Genomic DNA, 17,677 nt, shown 5'->3' on the forward strand with positions numbered 1-17,677 from the left:
TACCCTTGTCGTCTCCATTCGCTTCAGGAACGCACGCCATGCACCCGACCCTGCCCACCCCTGACACCAGCGGCCTCGATATCGACGGGCGTTATGCCCTCGCGCGTCGGCTGGCACAGCAAGCAGCACAACGGGGCGCTGATTACTACGTACGACGAGGCAGCCTGGTCATCGATACCAAAGAAGGTGACAGGCAGAACGTCGTCAGCGTGGCGGACCGTGAACTGGAGGATTTCATCCGCGCAGAATTGAAGGCAGCCTATCCCGAGGACGGTTTTCTCGGTGAGGAAAGCGGCTCCGCCGCGCTCAATGCCCGCTGCGTATGGGTGATCGACCCGATCGACGGCACAGCCTGCTTCTTCAACGGCCTGCATACCTGGTGCGTATCGGTCGGGCTGATGATCGATGGCGAACCCTATCTGGGCGCGATCGCCGATCCGAATCACGACGAACTCTTCCATGGCTGTCTGGGCCGGGGCGCTTACGTGAACGATACTCTCTTGCAGGTAAGCGATGCCGGCCACGTGCGCGAAGGGCTGATGGGCGTCGGGACCTTCTATCAGCAAGGCAAGGAACATTTCCTGCCGTTTCTTGCCGGCCTGCTGGAACAGGGCGGTGTGTTCTACCGCAATGGCTCAGGCGCGCTGATGACGGCTTACGTGGCCGCAGGCCGCCTGATCGGGTACTACGAAACACGTCTGAAGAGCTGGGACTGCCTGGCTGGTCTGGTGCTGGTGCGCGAGGCGGGAGGTCTGCGCAACGACTTTTTCAGGGGCGAGGGTCTGCTTGAGGGCAATCCCTATCTCGTCGCGTGCCCCGGCGTATATCCCCAGCTCGAAGCGCTGATTGGCCCCTCGCTTGATGCAATTTGATATTCTCCCGGTTCCGCACCCGCCCACCTTGTCGAAGATAGATTGAATGATCGAGCAGATTGGCCTGTACCTGACCAGTATCAGGGTTTCCGACAGTTTTCTCAGCCTGCTGATCAGCAGTGGCATCCTGATCGTGACAACGCTGGTTCTGCGCGCCATATCGGCCCGGTTCATCCGCCGCGCCGTCCCTGCGCCGGAGCTGCGCCGAAAATGGATAGTGCAATCCCGCAACGCCCTGATTCTATTGCTTCTGGTGGGATTGGTAATGATCTGGGGCGAGGAGCTACGCACCCTGGCGCTGTCCATCGTCGCGATCGCGGTGGCCTTCGTGGTGGCGACCAAGGAGCTCATCCTGTGTTTTACCGGCTCATTGCTGAAATCCGGTGCACGCTCCTTTCAGATTGGCGACCGAATTCAGATCAAGGATTTCCGCGGTGACGTCATCGATCAGAACCTGCTGGCCACCACCATACTGGAGGTAGGGCCGGGACGCCTCACGCACCAGCGAACCGGTCGGATGACCGTCATCCCCAATGCGCTGTTCGTCTCCGAGCCGGTCATCAATGAAAGTTACACCCACGATTTCGTCATTCACGTGTTCACCGTGCCCTTCAAGCGGGAGGACAACTGGCGCGACGCTCAGCAGGCTCTGCGTGCCTGTGCAGACAAACATTGTCAGCCCTATCTGGACAAGGCGCGCCGACACATGAAGCGGTTGACCGAGCACCGTGGCCTCGACGTTCCTACGGTTGACCCACGCGTGTCGATACAACTTCCTACCGCGAGTGAATTGCATCTGATAGTGCGTATCCCGGCGCGGTCCGGCGAGCGCAGTTTCATCGAGCAGGCGATACTCGCCGAGGTATTCGCAGAGAACGATTACACTGCCAAGAGTCGGCAGAAACCCGAGGAAGACTGATCTTCAGCGCGAGATGGCCAGGCTCTGTCTGAGCGCACCCTGACGGCCCGCCCGGCTCGCTTGCCAGATGCTTCAGGCGTCCCGGCACCGTGCGACCGAGCGCCCGATCGGTCGTCTACACTGAACACCATTACCCAGCATTACAAGGCGAACCCGTGCTCCGCATCGCACCCGTCCGGGAAATTTCAAGGGCTATTCTGCGCACCCTCCTGAGCTCCTACGTACTGACTGGCGTTTCCGCCGGCTTCGGCCTGATGCTGGTTGCCGGAAGCGCTTATCTGCTGATTGGTCCTTATGCGGGCTCCGTCGCTGCAGTCGGGGCGATCGTATGTATTCCAACCGACCACGCCGCGCCCCGCCGGGGCAAGTTCCTGACTCTTCTACCCACCGCTTTGATTGGTCTACCGCTGTTCGCCAGTATGCAGGCGTTGCAGGATGATCCATTGTGGCTTGGTCTGCTGCTGGTGCCCGCGACCTTCTGCGCGTTCCTGGCGGGGGCCTGGGGTAAGCGCGGGCTGCCCCTGGTCATTTCGATCATGTTCTCGATGATCTTCTCGATGGCTGTGGCGACACACCCGCAAAGCGTCGGGCTGCTGCCGACCTGCCTGTATTTCGCCCTGGGTGCGGCCAGCTATATCACTTATTCGACGCTGGCCAACATCGCCCTTAACAGCCGATATCGCGCGCAGATCCTCGCCGAGGCGCTGCTATCACTCAGCGCCATGATGCACACCCAGGCCCGGCGCTTCGTACCGGCCGATGCGCTGAACCCTCTACCCGTACTGCCCGGTCAGCTGATGCAGCAACAGGCTGCGCTGGCTGATCAGCTACAGGCGGCGCGGGACCTTATTCTCGAATCACCCCGCACGCCGCGCCGCCAACAGATTGCGGCGATGCTGCTGTGTTCGCTGGAGATACGCGACCACATCCTCGCCAGCGAACTGGATCTGGACACGCTACGGTCAGTGCCCGGCCATGCCCCGGTGTTTCATCAACTCCGCGAGCTGTTGATGAAACAGGCGCAAGCAGTGGAGGCCGTTGCCGACGCGCTACTGACCGGACGCCAACCGCGACGGTTTGTGGATCAACGCCCGCAATTAGCCAGGGTCGGAGGCGAACTGGAAGAAGACATGGCACCCGGCCCTATGCCTCCGGCGACCGCGATGTCGCGGGCGATCGGCAACCGTATCGGCAATATCAACGATGAGGTGCTACACCTGAACGGCCTGGCGCGTGGCGAAACGGCGCCTGATCTGACCGTCGTACGTACCGCCTGGCAACTTTTTGTCAGCCCGACCTCGTGGTCGTGGAAACCCTTCACCATGCTCTGGCACTGGGACGCGCCGCCGCTACGCCATGCCATTCGAGCCGCCCTGGCGGTGGGCACTGCCTATCTGATTGCACTGGCGCTGCCCTGGGCTACGCACGATTACTGGATACTGCTGGCGGTGGTCGTGGTATTGCGCGGCAGCCTTGCGCATACGCTTGAGAGGCGAAACAGTCGGGTAGCCGGCACCGCGCTGGGCTGCGTACTCGCCGCAGCGATCCTCTCGACCCAGGCGCCAGCCCTGTTGCTGCTAGTCATCGTTCCTATCGCTCAGGCCATTTCGCACTCCTTTGCAATAAAACGTTATCTGATCACTGCGGTATCTGCCACGGTATTGAGCCTGGTTCAGGCGCATCTGCTCAGCGGCGGCATGACGACAGCGTTCAATGTGTTCGAACGCCTGGCCGACACGCTGATTGGCACCGGCATCGCCTGGGCGTTCAGCTACGTATTGCCCTCCTGGGAGCGCAACCAGATACCTGCGTTGGTGGCCCGTACCATGGCAGCTCAGGCGCGGCATGCCCGCTCAACCCTGAGCCTCGGACAATTGCAGGCGGTGGATGACGAGCCTGAACTGGAGTGGCGTCTCGCCCGCCGCGAAGCCTATGACAGTCTCTCGGCGCTGGTGCAGGCTACGCGCCGCTCCCTGTCGGAGCCCAGGGCAGTCAGACCTCCACTTGAAGCGCTGGAAAGCCTGCTGATCCATGGCCACAACCTGCTGGCGCAGCTGGCCGTGGTCAAGACCATGCTGATGCGGCGGCGCAATCTGGATCAGGAACCCACGCGCGAGCCACTTCAGCGTGCGTCAGCCATCATCGAAAGCCTGTTGACCGCTCGCGAGCCGCAGTCACCCGCCACTGCTCCGTCAATAACAACCTGGCCGACTGAGCTGCCGCAGACAGATCCCTTCGGTTACGACCTGTCGCCCTGGATCGTGCGACGTCTCGACCTGGCGTGCAATCTGGCCGCACTGCTGCGCGACGATGCCGACAGAGTGCTCCAGGCCCGCACCGAACCGGAACCAACACAAACCACCCAGCAGACCTGACCCAAAGCGCCCTCCCCGGTATTGGCTAGACTGAGTTTTTATCATCTGTCACTCAGGAGGTAGCGTCATGACCGACCCGGTTCTGTTGATCACCGGAGGCTCGTCCGGCATAGGTGAGGCGACCGCCCGCGAAGCGGCTGCCAAAGGTTATCGGCTGGTGCTGGCGGCCCGTTCAAAAGACAAGCTGGAGGCATTGCAAAACGAGCTGGGCGGGCCGGAACGGGTGCTGACCGTGGCTTGCGATGTGCAGCAACTGGATGACCAGCAGCGCATGGTGCAGGCCACACTGGATACTTTTGGTCAGCTGGATGCGGTGTTTGCCAATGCCGGACGCGGCGGTGAGCCAGGCGGTTTCAGCAAGGCCGACCCGGAGGTATGGAAGGACATGATCCTGACCAATATCTATGGTGTCGGCCTGACTGTGCAATGCTGTCTGCCCGCCCTGCGTCAGAGCCGCGGGCATATGCTGCTGACCAGTTCAGCGGCCGGACGCGCAACCATTCCGGGCTCGATGTACAGCGCAACCAAATGGGCCGTTACAGCGATCGGCTACGGCTTGCGCGAGGAAATCCGAGGCAGCGGCATCCGCGTCACGCTGATCGAACCGGGGATGGTGGATACGCCATTCTTTGACCAGCCGCCAGGCAATGCTCTGTTGCCGGAAGATATCGGTCGGGCGGTACTCTATGCACTGTCGCAGCCCGCGCATGTCGACGTAAACGAGATTCTGGTACGGCCCACTCCGGCAACGGACTGATACCGGAGCGGTCCACCCTCAGGCTTGCGGGCGCAGCCCGTCATGATCGAGCTTGGCCTTGCGCTTGTTCTTGCCGAGAAAGATCCGTGCCAGCGAACTCTCGCGGTGCGGATTACCGAAATGGTACAGGCCGGTCGCCCTCAGGTTCTCGGGTTCGCACTGATCGTTCGAATGCAGGCTGCGATAGCCCCAGAACAGATAGAGGTTGCCAGGGACCAGCTTGATGGTGATTGGCTTGAGCAGACCGCGCTTCACCGCGAAGGCCGTCAACTTCTGGCTCAGGGTGTTATGCATTATCGCTTTCTCGATGATGTTCACCACGGCATTCGAGCGCACCGGGCGCAGGTTGGGGAACATGATCAGGTCGCCGCAGTGTTTGCCCTCGGTCGGGATGAACACCGGCGCAAGCGCTGTTACAGCGGTCGCATCGAAATGATAGAAATGGGATTCCTTCAGACCGCTCTTGCCCTGCAGGCAACGGATCACAGGAAAGATACGCTCGGCAGCTGGGGGCTGGGAGCCGGTGACCTGCTCGTACATATCAGCGAGAAATTTCCGGAACGTGGTGGACGCACCCAGACTTGCCATAAGGCTGCCTTCCATCGCCTCGATCCCGTGGATCGAGAAATACTCTTGATTATGCTTGTTCGTCTCGGACGTTATATATTGTCGCGCCAGCTCCAGCTGCTCCGGTGCGAAGAAGTTTTCAAGAACAGCATATCCATTTGATTCGATATCAGACGCCAGGCGCGAAACCACCTGAGCATCGACAGGCGCGAACTCTGTCATAACCATTCCTTATCATCGTCTGAAAAGTGAGATTCATTCCCGTTCTCGAGCTTTCCGACATTCCCTAGTAGTGCACGACTACCACCGTTTAGTTGAACGCAGTACTCATTTTTTGTTCTACGGAACGGCGCGTTCCAGTTCTTGTCTTTTGCGCGAAACATCGTGCTAGAGCTCTTGCCCTGCATCGCGTTCGACCGGCACAACTATCAGGAGTTTCCCTGAATAACCTCTCGCAACAAAGAAAATGGAACTTTTTTTTCAAACTGCGGTTATCGACTAGACTCAATGCAGCAGTTAATCGCGCGCCAGGGCGCCTACGACTCTCAACGGCAGCATTAGAAGGAGCGGCCATGTTCCAGACAACCCGAGTCAACGACCACCGGCTGGATGTCGTATTCAGCGGTAAACTCGACAGTGCATCCATGAAGGCTGCCCTCGACGACATGATTCAGCAGGCTAACGGCATCACCGACGGGGCGATGCTGGTGAAAGTGGGTGAGTTCGAACTTCCGACGCTGGGCGCAATGGCGGTGGAGATGTCCCGGTTGCCACAACTTTTTCGCCTTATCAAACAGTTTGACCGGATGGCAGTCATCGCCGGACAGACCTGGGTGCGCAAGATGAGTACGGTCGAAGGTGCCTTGATTCCGGGCCTGAACCTGAAAGCCTTCGCGCTGAACGAGACGGCTGAGGCGGAGGCCTGGCTGGCCCGGTAATACGGGCCAGCTTACGCATCCTTACCCGCCCCGCCCTGCGGCGGACTGAAACGAACCAGGAGCCAGGCAAGCGAAGCGCGCGAGCGAACCGTCCTGAATCGAAGCATGGTTTGGCCCTTTCGGCCGAAAACGAATGAGCCAATTCTGAGTCTGGCAGATGGCGACTGTTCTGATTGACACCCCGCGAGGCTGAACCCGCTGCCATTGCATCGGTCAGCATGGGTAAGTCTTGTTGATCGAAGGACTCCCACATGAAACCCCGCACAATGCTTTCACTGGGCAGCATCAACGCTGACTTCCAGGTGCGCGTGAACGCCGCCATCGGCAGCAATGACATGCTCCCGGCACACGATTTCTGCCGCTTGTCGGGCGGGAAAGCCGCCAACACTGCATTCCTCGCCACGCGCTTCGGGCACACCAGCCGACTGCTCGGATGCGTCGGGGATGACGACCTGGCGCAGCAGGCGCTGGGATCGCTGGCGGCAGTAGGGGTTGATCTGGACGGCGTGAATTTGGTGACCGGGCAGCCTACCGGCGTGTCGATGATCATGGTTCCGCCGGATGCCAAAAAGCATATTGTCCTCGCCTCCAATGCCAACGACTGCTGGGATGAGTCGGCGGCAGCGAAGGTTGAAACAGCTATACGGGACGCCGACAAGCCTGCGTGCCTGGTAGTCGATTGCGAAATTCCTGCCTGGGTGGTGCGGCGCGCCATACAGACAGCCGCTGCCTCTGATATCCCTGTAATCCTCGATCCTTCCTTTGTCGACCGCGTGGAGCCAGCAATACTTCACCGGCTGCGCGCCATTACCCCCAACATCAGCGAAGCCAGCGGTCTGGTCGGGCGCGAGCTCAGTTCGGTCAACGACGCCGCCAGCGCCGCCCGGGAATTTCGCGACGAAGGCGTCGAGCTGGTGTGTATCAAACTGGGCGATGGAGGCTGTGTTCTGGCAACCGACCGCGAGCTGACCCACATACCGCCAGGCAAGATCGACCCGGTTGATTCCACCGGCGCAGGGGATGCTTTCACTGGCGTGTTTTCTATTGCACTGCTGGAAGGAATACCCCCGCTGGACGCAGCTGCCTGGGGCGTGGCTTCGGCCAACCTGGCGGTCACCGATTACGGATCACAACCGGCCTATGCAGGCCGGGAAGAAGTCACCCGGATGGCCGCCAGGCTGCTGCAAGAAGCGAGGGTATTGCATGTCTGACGTGTTTCGCGCCGGCTGGCGTGTTGAGTTCGATCACTACGATCCTGAAGATGAGCTCCGCCGTGAAGCCTTGCTGGCCCTGGGCAATGGCTTGCTGTCCTGTCGCAGCAGTGCCCCTGAAGCGGCTGCCCTGCTGCCCCCGCATGACTGGCAGCAGACGCGCTATGCCGGATTCTATCGCGCAGGCTGGTATGACGAAGCCCCACGCGAGGTCAACGGCGAACAAGTGACCCTGGGCGCTCTGGTCAATCTGCCTGATCCATTCGGTCTGAGCATCAGCCTTGATGGCGAATGCTGGTTTGGAGCGGATGCGAACCAGGTGCGCGCGTATCGGCAAAGCCTGGATGTGCGCAACGGCCTGGCGCAGCGGGACATCTGCTTTGAGCTGCAGGGTCAAACCGTGCGGCTGCGCGAGACGCGCCTGCTGAGCATGGCATCGCCGGAACTGGCACTGCTGCGCTGGGAACTGACGCTACCGGAGGCTCTGCAGCGCTTGCATCTTCGCGCCACGCTCGACGGCGCTGTTACTAATAGTCTGATCGCGCGTAATCGGGCCTATGAGGGTTCGCGGCTGCGCGATGTCATATACCAATGCGATTCACCCGGACTTGCTGCCGTCAGTGCATCCTTGTGCACACCCGACCGCCATCTGGCCATGGCGGTGAAAACGTGCAGTGACAAGCCGCTTGCCTGGCACAACGACGAGCGCGAGGGGCGGCTGGTTCAACACGCCAGCATCGAGCTGTCCGGCGCTCGGCAGCTCACGATAGAAAAGCGGGTTGTGGTACGCGTCGATGACGATTTGCCTGGCGATTCCCGCAGCGCGCGCAACCTCGTTATCGACGCGCTTCCAGCAGAGCCGTTCGACCTGTTGCTGCAGCATCACCGTAAGGCCTGGCGGCGCTTGTGGGCGCGCATGCCGCTGCGTGCAGCCCAGGCCGGCACGCAACTGACGCTGCGCCTGCACGCCTATCATCTGGCGCAAACGGTATCGCCGCACTCGATCGGTCGTGATCTCGGCTGTCCGCCACGCGGCTGGCATGAAGGCTATTACGGCCAGGTATTCTGGGACGAGATCTTTGCCTTCCCCTTCATCTCTACGCATTTCCCGGAGCTTGGGCTGGAGTTGCTGGACTACCGCTATCGGCGGCTGGATACAGCCCGCAAACGTGCGCGCCGCCTGGGCCTGCAAGGCGCCATGTATCCCTGGCGAAGCGCTCGCAGTGGTGAGGATGAAACGCCGCCCTTTCAGTGCTATCCACCATCAGGTCACTGGGTGCCGGACTACACCTTCCTGCAGCGTCATATCGGCGCCGCGGTGGCCTACGATGTGTGGACGCTCTATCTGGCAACGGGAGATATGCCGATGCTGGCCGGTTTCGGCGGCGAGATGATTGTGGAGATAGCGCGCTTCTGGGCCAACCGCGCACTTTATGACGAGAGCCGGGGACGCTTCTGCATCCGTGGCGTCGTCGGCCCCGATGAGTACCACAATCGCTATCCCGACAGCGCCGAACCCGGGCTGGATAACAACAGCTACACCAATCTCATGGCGGTGTGGACCCTGACGTGTGGGCTACAACTGCTCGACATCCTGCCGGCCGAGCAGGCCGACGCACTACGCCAGCGTACCGACCTGGGCGCGGACGAACTGGCGCACTGGGAAGATGTCAGCCGGCGCTTGTATTTACATTTCACGGACCAGGGCGCGCTAAGCCCGTTCGAAGGTTTCGAACAGCTGTGCACGCCGCCCGAAGAGTGGCTGAGCGGCAACCATCCCCGTCTGGACTGGATGCTCGAAGGGCGGGGGGATACCCCTGAGCGCTATCAGATAAGCAAGCAGGCCGACACCCTTATGCTGCTGTATCTGTTTTCACCGCCCGTTCTGAAGGCGCTGCTGAAGCGTCTCGGATATGCCGCGGACGAGGCTGTATTGCAACGTACTCTGGAGGATCAACTGCGACACATAACCCATGAATCCAGCCTGTCCAAGGTAGTCTGTGCCGGCGCACTGGCATATCACCGCCCCGAAGAGTCCTGGGAATATTTCATGCAGGCATTGAACGTCGATCTGACCAATGATCCCAACCGCGGCACGCTTGAAGGCGTTCACCTTGGCGCCATGGCTGGTTCACTGGATGTGCTGCAGCGGCATTATCTGGGGGTTCAACCACAGCCGGACGGTCTGCACCTGCTTCCCTCCGTGCCGGTTGACCTCGACCGGGTGAGTCTGGATTTTTGCTACCAGGGCCTGCGATTGCGAGTCGCGCTACATGACGATCAGGTTGATCTGCTCTCTCGGGACAGCAACTCCGAGCCCCTACGGGTATTCCATGCTCGCGGCCAGTGCGTATTGCAGCCAGGCGAATCCGTAACGGTGACTGCACGCTCGGGTTAAGCCTCGCTCTTTGGAATCCCCTAAGTTCCAAGTCTGTGAAACAGGTCCACCTGGTGGGGTTGGTACATCCTGCACGATGGCGCACCATTGCAGTTGCCGCACATTGGCCCCGCCTGGATCGTTCGAATTCCAACAAGCTGCGGATCGCCCTGATCCGCACCGATTCAGCGCGCAACGGTAGTGTCCAGGTCTGTCGTACGCTTCATCGCCGCCGCGACGAACAGCAACAGACCCTTGCCAGTCCTGACCGAGGTCGCCATATCGCGTCGCCTGCATTGAATGTCGGGACGGCTCCGCTCGTTCGGAGTACGGAAGCTGATCTGTCAGAACCGGAGGGATTCATGAATGCCATCAATAAGCAGCTTTGCTACCTTTGCCTCGCCTGCAGCAGTTTGCTCGCACCGGTGACAGCCCTGTCAGACGAGCTGGGTGAACGCAGAGCGATCTATGACAGCGTGACGCGCGACTTGCAGAACGCCGATTTTGCCCATCTTGAAGCGCTTGCCGAGCAATATCGTACGAACCGGGAGCGCTCACCCAGCGGGGTGTGGAAACTCAGTGCGCTGGACGCAGGCATACGCTCGATGTTCGATCCGTCCATTCGTGACCCTGCGTACTGGGCCTATCTGGATGACTATATCGGTGATTGGCTGAAGCAATACCCGAGATCACCCACCGCCCACCTGGCGCGGGCCAGCATGCTGATTCATCAGGCGTGGAGCTATCGTGGTACGGGTCCGACAGAGTCGGTCAAGGAAGAAGACTGGCAACCGTTCAATGAACATATCGAGCGCGCCCGCCTGGCGCTGGAGCAGTCAAAACAGATCGCAGCGCGTGATCCTCAGTGGTATGTGACCATGGCAGTTGTCGCCAAGAGCCAGTACTGGCCGGACGAGCGATTCGAGGACATGCTCGACGAGGCGCTGTCTCGCTACCCTGATTACTACCCGATCTATTACGCCGCGGTTGATTACTACTCACCGAAATGGAACGGCAGCGCGGATGCCATCGAACAATTCGCCATGGATGCCATGCAACGCACCCGGGATAGCGAAGGCAGCGGCTTGTATGCGCGACTGTACTGGCATGCGGCGCAAATACAGTTCGATGACAGGCTTATCAAGGACTCGCGCATCAACTGGGCGGTCATGAAGGAAGGTATCGACGACGTCCTCGAGCGCTATCCGGATCAGTGGAACATAAACAACTTTGCGCGGATTTCCTGCTCGGCTGAGGACAAGCGCAAAGCGCAGGAACTGTTACAACGCATTGAGGCCCCTATCGAACAGGCCTGGGGCGACCTGGACGAGCATGCCAGATGTCAGCGATGGGCAGCCGCAGCGGAACCCGTGGCAGCCAGATGAACCGTCTTCGCGGGACGTAACAGGCTTTCGTTCATGAGATCGCCAACCTGCAGAGTACCCGACGCCGCGCACTCACCGCGTGCGCCGGGTCAGCTGTTGCTCATTCGTAATACAAACTTACTTTTCTTCCCCGTCCCAGGGTTTGCCGTCCAGCGGCTTGACTCTCCCAAGTTCCGCTTCATCCAGCCCGTCGCCCGCACCAATATCCTCTTCGTCCACCACAGAAAAATCCTGGTCGGCAGGCACCTCGCCGTCCCCCGCTTCCAATGGCGAGCGCGAGCCGTCATCCGGCAGCAGGGTTTCCGGCGTCGCGTCGTCCATGGTCGGGCCTTCGCCCGGCTGCGAAGCCTCGGTCAAACCGGCCTCTGCCGCGCGGTCTATGGCTTCGTCTTCGGTAGGCACCTTGCCGATCGGCCCCATGGGTTCATCTTCGGGAACAGATACCTCATCGATGTCTTCGTCCACGGCGATCTGGTCGGTGGTGCGGTCCGGGTCTCGCTTTTCGTCACGCGCTTTCATTATCTTTTCTCCTTCTGGTGTTATGCAGTGGACGATTCCCGGAACAAAAGATTCCCGAGTGTGCAGCCTTTGCGCTCGGGCCCAGAGCAGACCAAGGAGTACTCATGACAACAGGCAGCTGTCTATGTGGCGAGGTAACCATTCAGATCGAAGGCCAGCTGGAACCGATCCAGGTGTGCCATTGCTCGCAGTGTCGTAAAGCACAGGGCGGGCCCTTCGCAACCAATATCCCGGTACAACGCTCTGCGGTAAATGTCGTCAGCGGCGCGCACCTCATGGCCTCATACGAGTCGTCACCCGGCAAGCAACGGGTCTTTTGCAGCCGTTGCGGCTCGCCACTGTTCAGCCAGCGCGATGCAGATCCTGGGACCATTCGGATACGTGCCGGGTTATTGGACGAACCTCTGGATACGCGCCCCGCTGTGCACTTTTATGTCGCCTCCAAAGCCGGCTGGTGGGATATCGACGATGAGCTTCCAAAACACGCCGCTGCCTATACGCCTCGGCAACCACCGCGCGGCGACTGATGTCCACGGATCGACAGGCGGTGCGGCCTTGGCCTTGCCGAAGTTGCTTGCATGCCTGACACTTAAAGACATCCCGCCTTCCAGCAGTACGGCAAGGGCAAATGGACTCACCCATAACCGACTGCGACCTCTGCTTGCCCCTATTTGACGAGAACTGGATTCGACCATGAATACTTATGATCAATGGCGTCATCCCTATCCTATCGACCCGCGGTACAACAAGCGGGTCGCGTATTTCTCCATGGAGTTTGCGATCGCCCAGCCGCTGAAAATCTATTCGGGCGGTCTGGGGTTTCTGGCGGGCTCACACATGCGCAGCGCCTATGAGCTCAAACAGAACCTGATCGGTATCGGGATGTTATGGAAGTTCGGTTATTACGATCAGGAACGCAACGAGGACCAGACACTGCGCGTGCAGCTGCAGCGCAAGTACTACCCCTTCCTGCGGGACAGTGGCATCACCGTCAAGGTGACGGTCAACAGCCACCCAGTTTACGTAAAGGCCTTGTATCTGGCGCCAGAGATATTCAACACCGCGCCGATTTACCTGCTGACCACTGACATTCCGGAAAATGACTACCTCGCGCAGACCATCACCCACCGGCTCTACGATGGGGAACACGCTGCGCGGGTAGCACAAAGCATCGTGCTCGGTATCGGCGGGGCCAAGCTGGTCGAGGCGCTGGGCGGAGCCGATCTTTATCACATGAACGAAGCCCATGCGATGCCAATGGCTTTTCAATTGATGGAGCAATTCGGCGATCTCGACGAGGTGCGCAATCGCGTCGTGCTGACCACCCACACGCCGGAACTGGCAGGCAATCAGGAACACGAGACGGCATTCCTGCGTGACATGGGCTATTTCAACGGCCTGTCCCACGAAACAGTCGTCCGCATGACCGGCCTGGATGGCCACATGTTCAGCCACACCCTCGCTGCGTTGCGTGTTTCGCGTGTGGCCAACGCCGTCTCGCACTTGCATGGTGTTGTCTCGAACGAAATGTGGGGCAGCAACCCGAATATCTGCCAGATCAAGGCGATCACCAATGCCCAGAACATGACGTTCTGGCAGGACCGCACGTTGCGCGCGGCGCTGGATGAAGGCGATGACGCGCGTCTGGTTGAACGCAAGAAACAGATGAAAGACGAGCTGTTCAAGGTGGTGGCTGACCAGACCGGTAAGCTCTTTGATCGCGATACGCTGACAGTGGTCTGGGCTCGCCGCTTCGCCGCCTATAAGCGCGCCGATCTTCTGGTCCGTGACATTTACCGTTTCACCCAGCTGATCGAGCGAAGCGACAGACCCGTGCAGGTGATCTGGGCTGGCAAGCCCTTCCCTACCGATAACGGCGCTATCGAGATGTTCGACAGGCTGGTGCGGTTTTCTTATAAAGCAGCGAAAATCGCAGTATTGACCGGTTATGAGATAGAGCTGTCCCGGCTACTCAAGCAGGGCGCAGACGTCTGGCTGAATACCCCGCGTCGCCCGCGCGAAGCATCCGGAACGAGCGGTATGACTGCAGCAATGAACGGCGCAGTAAACTTCTCGATAAAAGATGGCTGGATTCCAGAGTTTGCCCGTCACGGAGAAAACAGCTTCATCATTCCTGTTGCCGACCCGTCGCTGCCCGAACATGAACAGGACGAAGCCGACTATCAGCATCTGATGCGCATCCTCGAGCACGACATCATTGCCCGGTATTACGACAACCCGCAGGGATGGCTCGAAATCGCCAAGCAAGGGATGCGTGATGTGGTCCCCGCGTTCGACTCCAACCGGATGGCCCGCGAGTATTACGAGCAGCTGTATAACGCCGAGGTGGGCAGCTAAGACCGGTTGGTACAGGGCAATGCCCGTCCTGGAAGGCTCGCGCTGTGCCCGAATCGATTGGTCTGATGTGGCTGGATTTGCCTATCTGCCGATTGATTCCATACTTGAGGAATGAGCGCGGCGTCGGGTCGCGTGCATTTTCAATTGGAGGTCCCATGGCTACCGGTTGGGCACAGGACGGCGCAGTTCAGGATCAGATCGACGATACCGTGGATGAAGCGGTACAGCGAGCCCGTAGTAAATTGCCTCGTGGCGAAAGCCTGACGCATTGCGAAGAATGCGATGAACCCATCCCCGAAGCCCGGCGCAAAGCGCTACCCGGTGTGCGCCTGTGCATAGCCTGCCAGGCCGCTCAGGATAAAGAAAACCAGCGTCATGGTGGATACAACCGTCGTGGCAGCAAGGATAGCCAGCTCCGGTGATGTGACGGAACACTACTCCAGCATCCTCTGGCTATATGCTCATCTTTCCCAGCACCCCGCCGATAACCTCTCAAGGTGATCTTCAACGCCCTATCACTTATTTTGATAGTGGCGTTCCAATATCACGAACGCTTTGTTACATTCAGCGCAGCAGACAATGGAAGTCATATGCTCAAGAATCTCTCGCTCGTTTACAAACTCGCCCTGGTGCCAGCTCTTGCTCTGCTCGGCCTGGTGGCATATGTCGGTTATACCTCTGTACAACTCACCACGGTCGATTCCCGTCTGGTTGCGCTGGAGACCAACAGCTATCCGGTACTCGAACGCGCGGACGCCGTGCTGTTCCAGTTTTCCAGGTTGCCCGGCATTTTCAACAGTGCCGTAACCGCAGGTGAATTGTCGGCGATTGAAGAAGCCAACCAGGTGTTGTCGGACATTCAACAGCACCAAAAACAACTCGGCCAGCTAGTCGCCGGTGAGGCTCAACGCAAACGCGAGTTGGATGCATGGCGCGACTCGATCAACCGTTACGCGTCCAACGCCTCCCAGGCTTCGAGCGCACTCATTCGCGGCTCCGCTTCCTTCGATGACTTGCGTCCCAGCCTCGACCGTATGGCCAATGACCTGACCCAGGCCACGCAGCTTGGCGCTGATTTCCGCGCGAATGCCTACGCTGATTTTCTCCAGACGCTTGCCAGCACCCGTGAAGAGAACGCCGCGACCATTCGGTTCGGTATTATTTTGTCGCTCGTATTGGTGCTCCTGGTTGCACTCGGTGCCTGGGCCGTCACCCGCAGCATTATGGGCAACGTGCATGGCGTGATCAGCTCGCTGAAGGCCATCGCCCGCGGTGAAGGCGACCTGACTCGCCGGGTCAATGTGGAGTCTCACGATGAAATCGGCCTGATGATCAAACTGTTCAACGATTTTCTCGACACCTTGCAGTCCACCATTCGTCAGATTGTCGACGCAGCCTCCCCGCTGGGCCAGGTATCCAAGGAGCTGTATCGGGTCACCCAGGGCTCCGAGGAAAACGCCAAATCCCAACAGCGCCACACGGATTCCATTACGCGCGACATCCTGAACATGAACGATAACATTCAGGAAGTGGCGCGCCGCTCGCAGCAGGCATCCGAGCAGGCTGAGTCTGCTACCCAGCAGACTACCACCGCTCGCGAACGCATCGAGACATTATCTGAAAGCATCAATGACCTGGGCACCAGCGTCACCAGTGCCGTGCAGTCCATGGCTGAGCTGGAGGAAGAAACCCAGGCTGTCGGCTCGGTACTGACGGTGATCCGCAGCATCGCCGAACAGACCAACCTGCTGGCACTGAACGCAGCGATCGAAGCTGCTCGGGCGGGCGAGCAGGGTCGCGGTTTTGCTGTGGTGGCTGATGAGGTACGCAACCTGGCACAAAAAACCGCGACATCGACCGCCGAGATCCAGCAGATCATTCAGCGCCTGCAAAACAGCGCCAATACCGTGCTCCATGTAATGACTGCCAACAGCGAGAAATCCCGCGACAGCATCGAGCGCTCCGCAGAGGCGACCCAGCTATTGGCGACTATCGCCACCGCAGTCAACCAAATCAACGAGCTGAACGCCGGCATTGCCCGCTATACGCACGAGCAGACCGGCCTCTCGAGCTCTATCCAGAAAGAAACCCAGGTCCTGCAGCATGATGCGCAGGCCACGGCGAAAGGAGCGGAAGCCACTGCACGCCTCGGCGAACAGCTGATTTCCACGGAAGACAACCTGCGCGGGGCTACCGCACAGTTCCGCGTTTGATAACACCGCAAGGAGCACTACCTGAAATGAATAAATCACGCGTCATCGGTCTGGCGGCCATGTGTCTGGCCGCCACTCCAGCAGTTGCGCTGGAACAGGGCGAGCACCGACTCAATGCATTTGGGACACTCGGCGTCAGTTATATGGGCGGTGAGGACGATGGTCGCACCTATGGAAAACAGGGCCAGACCACCGATTCCTGGAGAGGTGATGAGCTATCAAAGCTCGGCGCCCAGTTCCGTTACGGTGTAACCGACAAACTGGCTATTACCGCGCAGGGGATCGCCAAGGCTGAACAGGATTCGTGGAAGGCCAAGCTCGAATGGCTGTACCTATCTCACCAGACCACCGATCGCCTTGTTCTGCGTGCCGGCCGCATGCGTTCGCCGGTGTACATGTATTCCGACACGCTGGACGTGGGGTTCAGCTATCCCTGGCTACGCCTGCCGGATGAAGTGTACTTCCAGATCCAGAGCCCGACCTACGAAGGGATTGATGCGATATATACGCTGCCCTTGAGCTATGGCTCGCTCGCCGTTCAGGTGGCAGCGGGCCAGTCGAAAAACCGTCGCAACTTCATCATGGGCGATGTGTATGAACTTGATGCAGACGATACTAGGGCCGGCGCGATTACGCTTGAGACGAATAACTACGGCACCCTGCGCGTTGGATATGAACAGTCCGACGTTACAGCCAAGATTGCGATACCTATAGCCACACCCTTCGGGCCGAGCGCCGTTTCGCACGTAATGGACGCTCAGAAAGCCAAGTTCCTGTCGATTGGCTACCAGTATGACAACGGGACATGGCTGACCAGCAACGAAGTCACCAACCTTGATCCAGGCGGAGACCTGGAGGAAAAAGACGCCTTTTATCTGATGGCGGGTCGTCGGTTCGGCGACTTTCTCCCCCACCTGACGTATGCGCAACTGGATGAGGGCGACGGACGGCAACGCTCCTGGACCGCGGGCTTGAACTACAGCCTGCGCCCTAACGTCATCCTCAAGAGCGAGTACAAGCGAGTCTCAACGTCCGGCGAATACCAGGGCGTATTTGTGAAGTCAGCCCAGGAGACCGTGGATAACGCGATGTATGAACTATTGGGTGGACAGGCCGGTACGCCCAGCCGCAACTTCGACGCTGACATCATCAGCGTCGGCATCGACTTCGTCTTCTGAGGAGCAGA

At 59.5% G+C, this 17,677-nt stretch carries 15 protein-coding genes; 13 read left to right on the forward strand and 2 right to left on the reverse strand.

Annotated features, from left to right (window positions below; all coding sequences use genetic code 11):
* The first annotated feature begins 38 nt into the window (after window positions 1-38).
* The 4 genes from HG264_RS10720 (at window position 39) to HG264_RS10735 (ending at window position 4,923) form a co-directional block, all read left to right on the forward strand.
* Window positions 39-872 (forward strand): inositol monophosphatase, encoded by an 834-nt coding sequence (locus tag HG264_RS10720; protein ID WP_169407642.1) that lies wholly within the window; start codon window positions 39-41, stop codon window positions 870-872.
* Between the two features lie 46 nt (window positions 873-918).
* Window positions 919-1,791 carry a mechanosensitive ion channel domain-containing protein gene (locus HG264_RS10725; RefSeq protein ID WP_169407643.1) on the forward strand — a complete coding sequence of 291 codons (873 nt, stop codon included), beginning with the start codon at window positions 919-921 and terminating at the stop codon, window positions 1,789-1,791.
* A gap of 155 nt (window positions 1,792-1,946) precedes the next feature.
* On the forward strand, window positions 1,947-4,166 hold the full coding sequence (locus HG264_RS10730) for an FUSC family membrane protein (protein WP_218572978.1): 2,220 nt from the start codon (window positions 1,947-1,949) through the stop codon (window positions 4,164-4,166).
* 67 nt (window positions 4,167-4,233) lie between these two features.
* Entirely contained in the window at window positions 4,234-4,923 is a 690-nt protein-coding gene (locus HG264_RS10735) for an SDR family oxidoreductase (RefSeq protein WP_169407644.1), read from the forward strand.
* A gap of 18 nt (window positions 4,924-4,941) precedes the next feature.
* Here the strand turns inward: HG264_RS10735 and HG264_RS10740 are convergent, their stop codons facing one another.
* Window positions 4,942-5,712: a hypothetical protein gene (locus HG264_RS10740; protein ID WP_169407645.1), complete on the reverse strand. Its 771-nt coding sequence runs from the start codon at window positions 5,710-5,712 to the stop codon at window positions 4,942-4,944.
* 350 nt (window positions 5,713-6,062) lie between these two features.
* Between HG264_RS10740 and HG264_RS10745 the strand changes: the two genes are divergently transcribed.
* From HG264_RS10745 to HG264_RS10760, 4 genes are all read left to right on the forward strand, one after another.
* Window positions 6,063-6,428, forward strand: coding sequence for an STAS/SEC14 domain-containing protein (locus HG264_RS10745; RefSeq protein WP_169407646.1), 366 nt, complete (start codon window positions 6,063-6,065; stop codon window positions 6,426-6,428).
* Between the two features lie 251 nt (window positions 6,429-6,679).
* Window positions 6,680-7,639, forward strand: a complete 960-nt coding sequence (locus tag HG264_RS10750) for a PfkB family carbohydrate kinase (protein WP_169407647.1) — start codon at window positions 6,680-6,682, stop codon at window positions 7,637-7,639.
* The gene (locus HG264_RS10755) at window positions 7,632-10,037 is read left to right on the forward strand and encodes a glycoside hydrolase family 65 protein (RefSeq protein ID WP_169407648.1); all 2,406 of its coding nucleotides are present in this window, start codon (window positions 7,632-7,634) and stop codon (window positions 10,035-10,037) included. The genes HG264_RS10750 and HG264_RS10755 overlap by 8 nt, the downstream gene beginning before the upstream one ends.
* 341 nt (window positions 10,038-10,378) lie before the next feature.
* Window positions 10,379-11,401, forward strand: coding sequence for a DUF4034 domain-containing protein (locus HG264_RS10760; protein ID WP_169407649.1), 1,023 nt, complete (start codon window positions 10,379-10,381; stop codon window positions 11,399-11,401).
* Between the two features lie 117 nt (window positions 11,402-11,518).
* Here HG264_RS10760 and HG264_RS10765 read toward each other — a convergent pair whose 3' ends face one another.
* A complete protein-coding gene (locus HG264_RS10765; RefSeq protein WP_169407650.1) occupies window positions 11,519-11,920 on the reverse strand; it encodes a serine kinase/phosphatase in 402 nt (133 codons plus the stop codon).
* Window positions 11,921-12,024: 104 nt separating this feature from the next.
* Here HG264_RS10765 and HG264_RS10770 point away from each other — a divergent pair, with 104 nt between their 5' ends.
* From HG264_RS10770 to HG264_RS10790, 5 genes are all read left to right on the forward strand, one after another.
* Complete coding sequence (locus HG264_RS10770; protein ID WP_169407651.1) at window positions 12,025-12,447, forward strand: GFA family protein; 423 nt, start codon at window positions 12,025-12,027, stop codon at window positions 12,445-12,447.
* Between the two features lie 166 nt (window positions 12,448-12,613).
* Window positions 12,614-14,278: an alpha-glucan family phosphorylase gene (gene glgP / locus HG264_RS10775; protein WP_169407652.1), complete on the forward strand. Its 1,665-nt coding sequence runs from the start codon at window positions 12,614-12,616 to the stop codon at window positions 14,276-14,278.
* 155 nt (window positions 14,279-14,433) lie between these two features.
* Window positions 14,434-14,700: a DksA/TraR family C4-type zinc finger protein gene (locus tag HG264_RS10780; RefSeq protein WP_169407653.1), complete on the forward strand. Its 267-nt coding sequence runs from the start codon at window positions 14,434-14,436 to the stop codon at window positions 14,698-14,700.
* 168 nt (window positions 14,701-14,868) lie between these two features.
* A complete protein-coding gene (locus tag HG264_RS10785; RefSeq protein ID WP_169407654.1) occupies window positions 14,869-16,491 on the forward strand; it encodes a methyl-accepting chemotaxis protein in 1,623 nt (540 codons plus the stop codon).
* A 26-nt stretch (window positions 16,492-16,517) separates the two neighbouring features.
* Window positions 16,518-17,669, forward strand: a complete 1,152-nt coding sequence (locus tag HG264_RS10790; RefSeq protein ID WP_169407655.1) for a porin — start codon at window positions 16,518-16,520, stop codon at window positions 17,667-17,669.
* The last annotated feature ends 8 nt before the right edge of the window (window positions 17,670-17,677 follow it).

The sequence above is a fragment of the Pseudomonas sp. gcc21 genome (assembly GCF_012844345.1).
GTDB lineage: Bacteria > Pseudomonadota > Gammaproteobacteria > Pseudomonadales > Pseudomonadaceae > Halopseudomonas.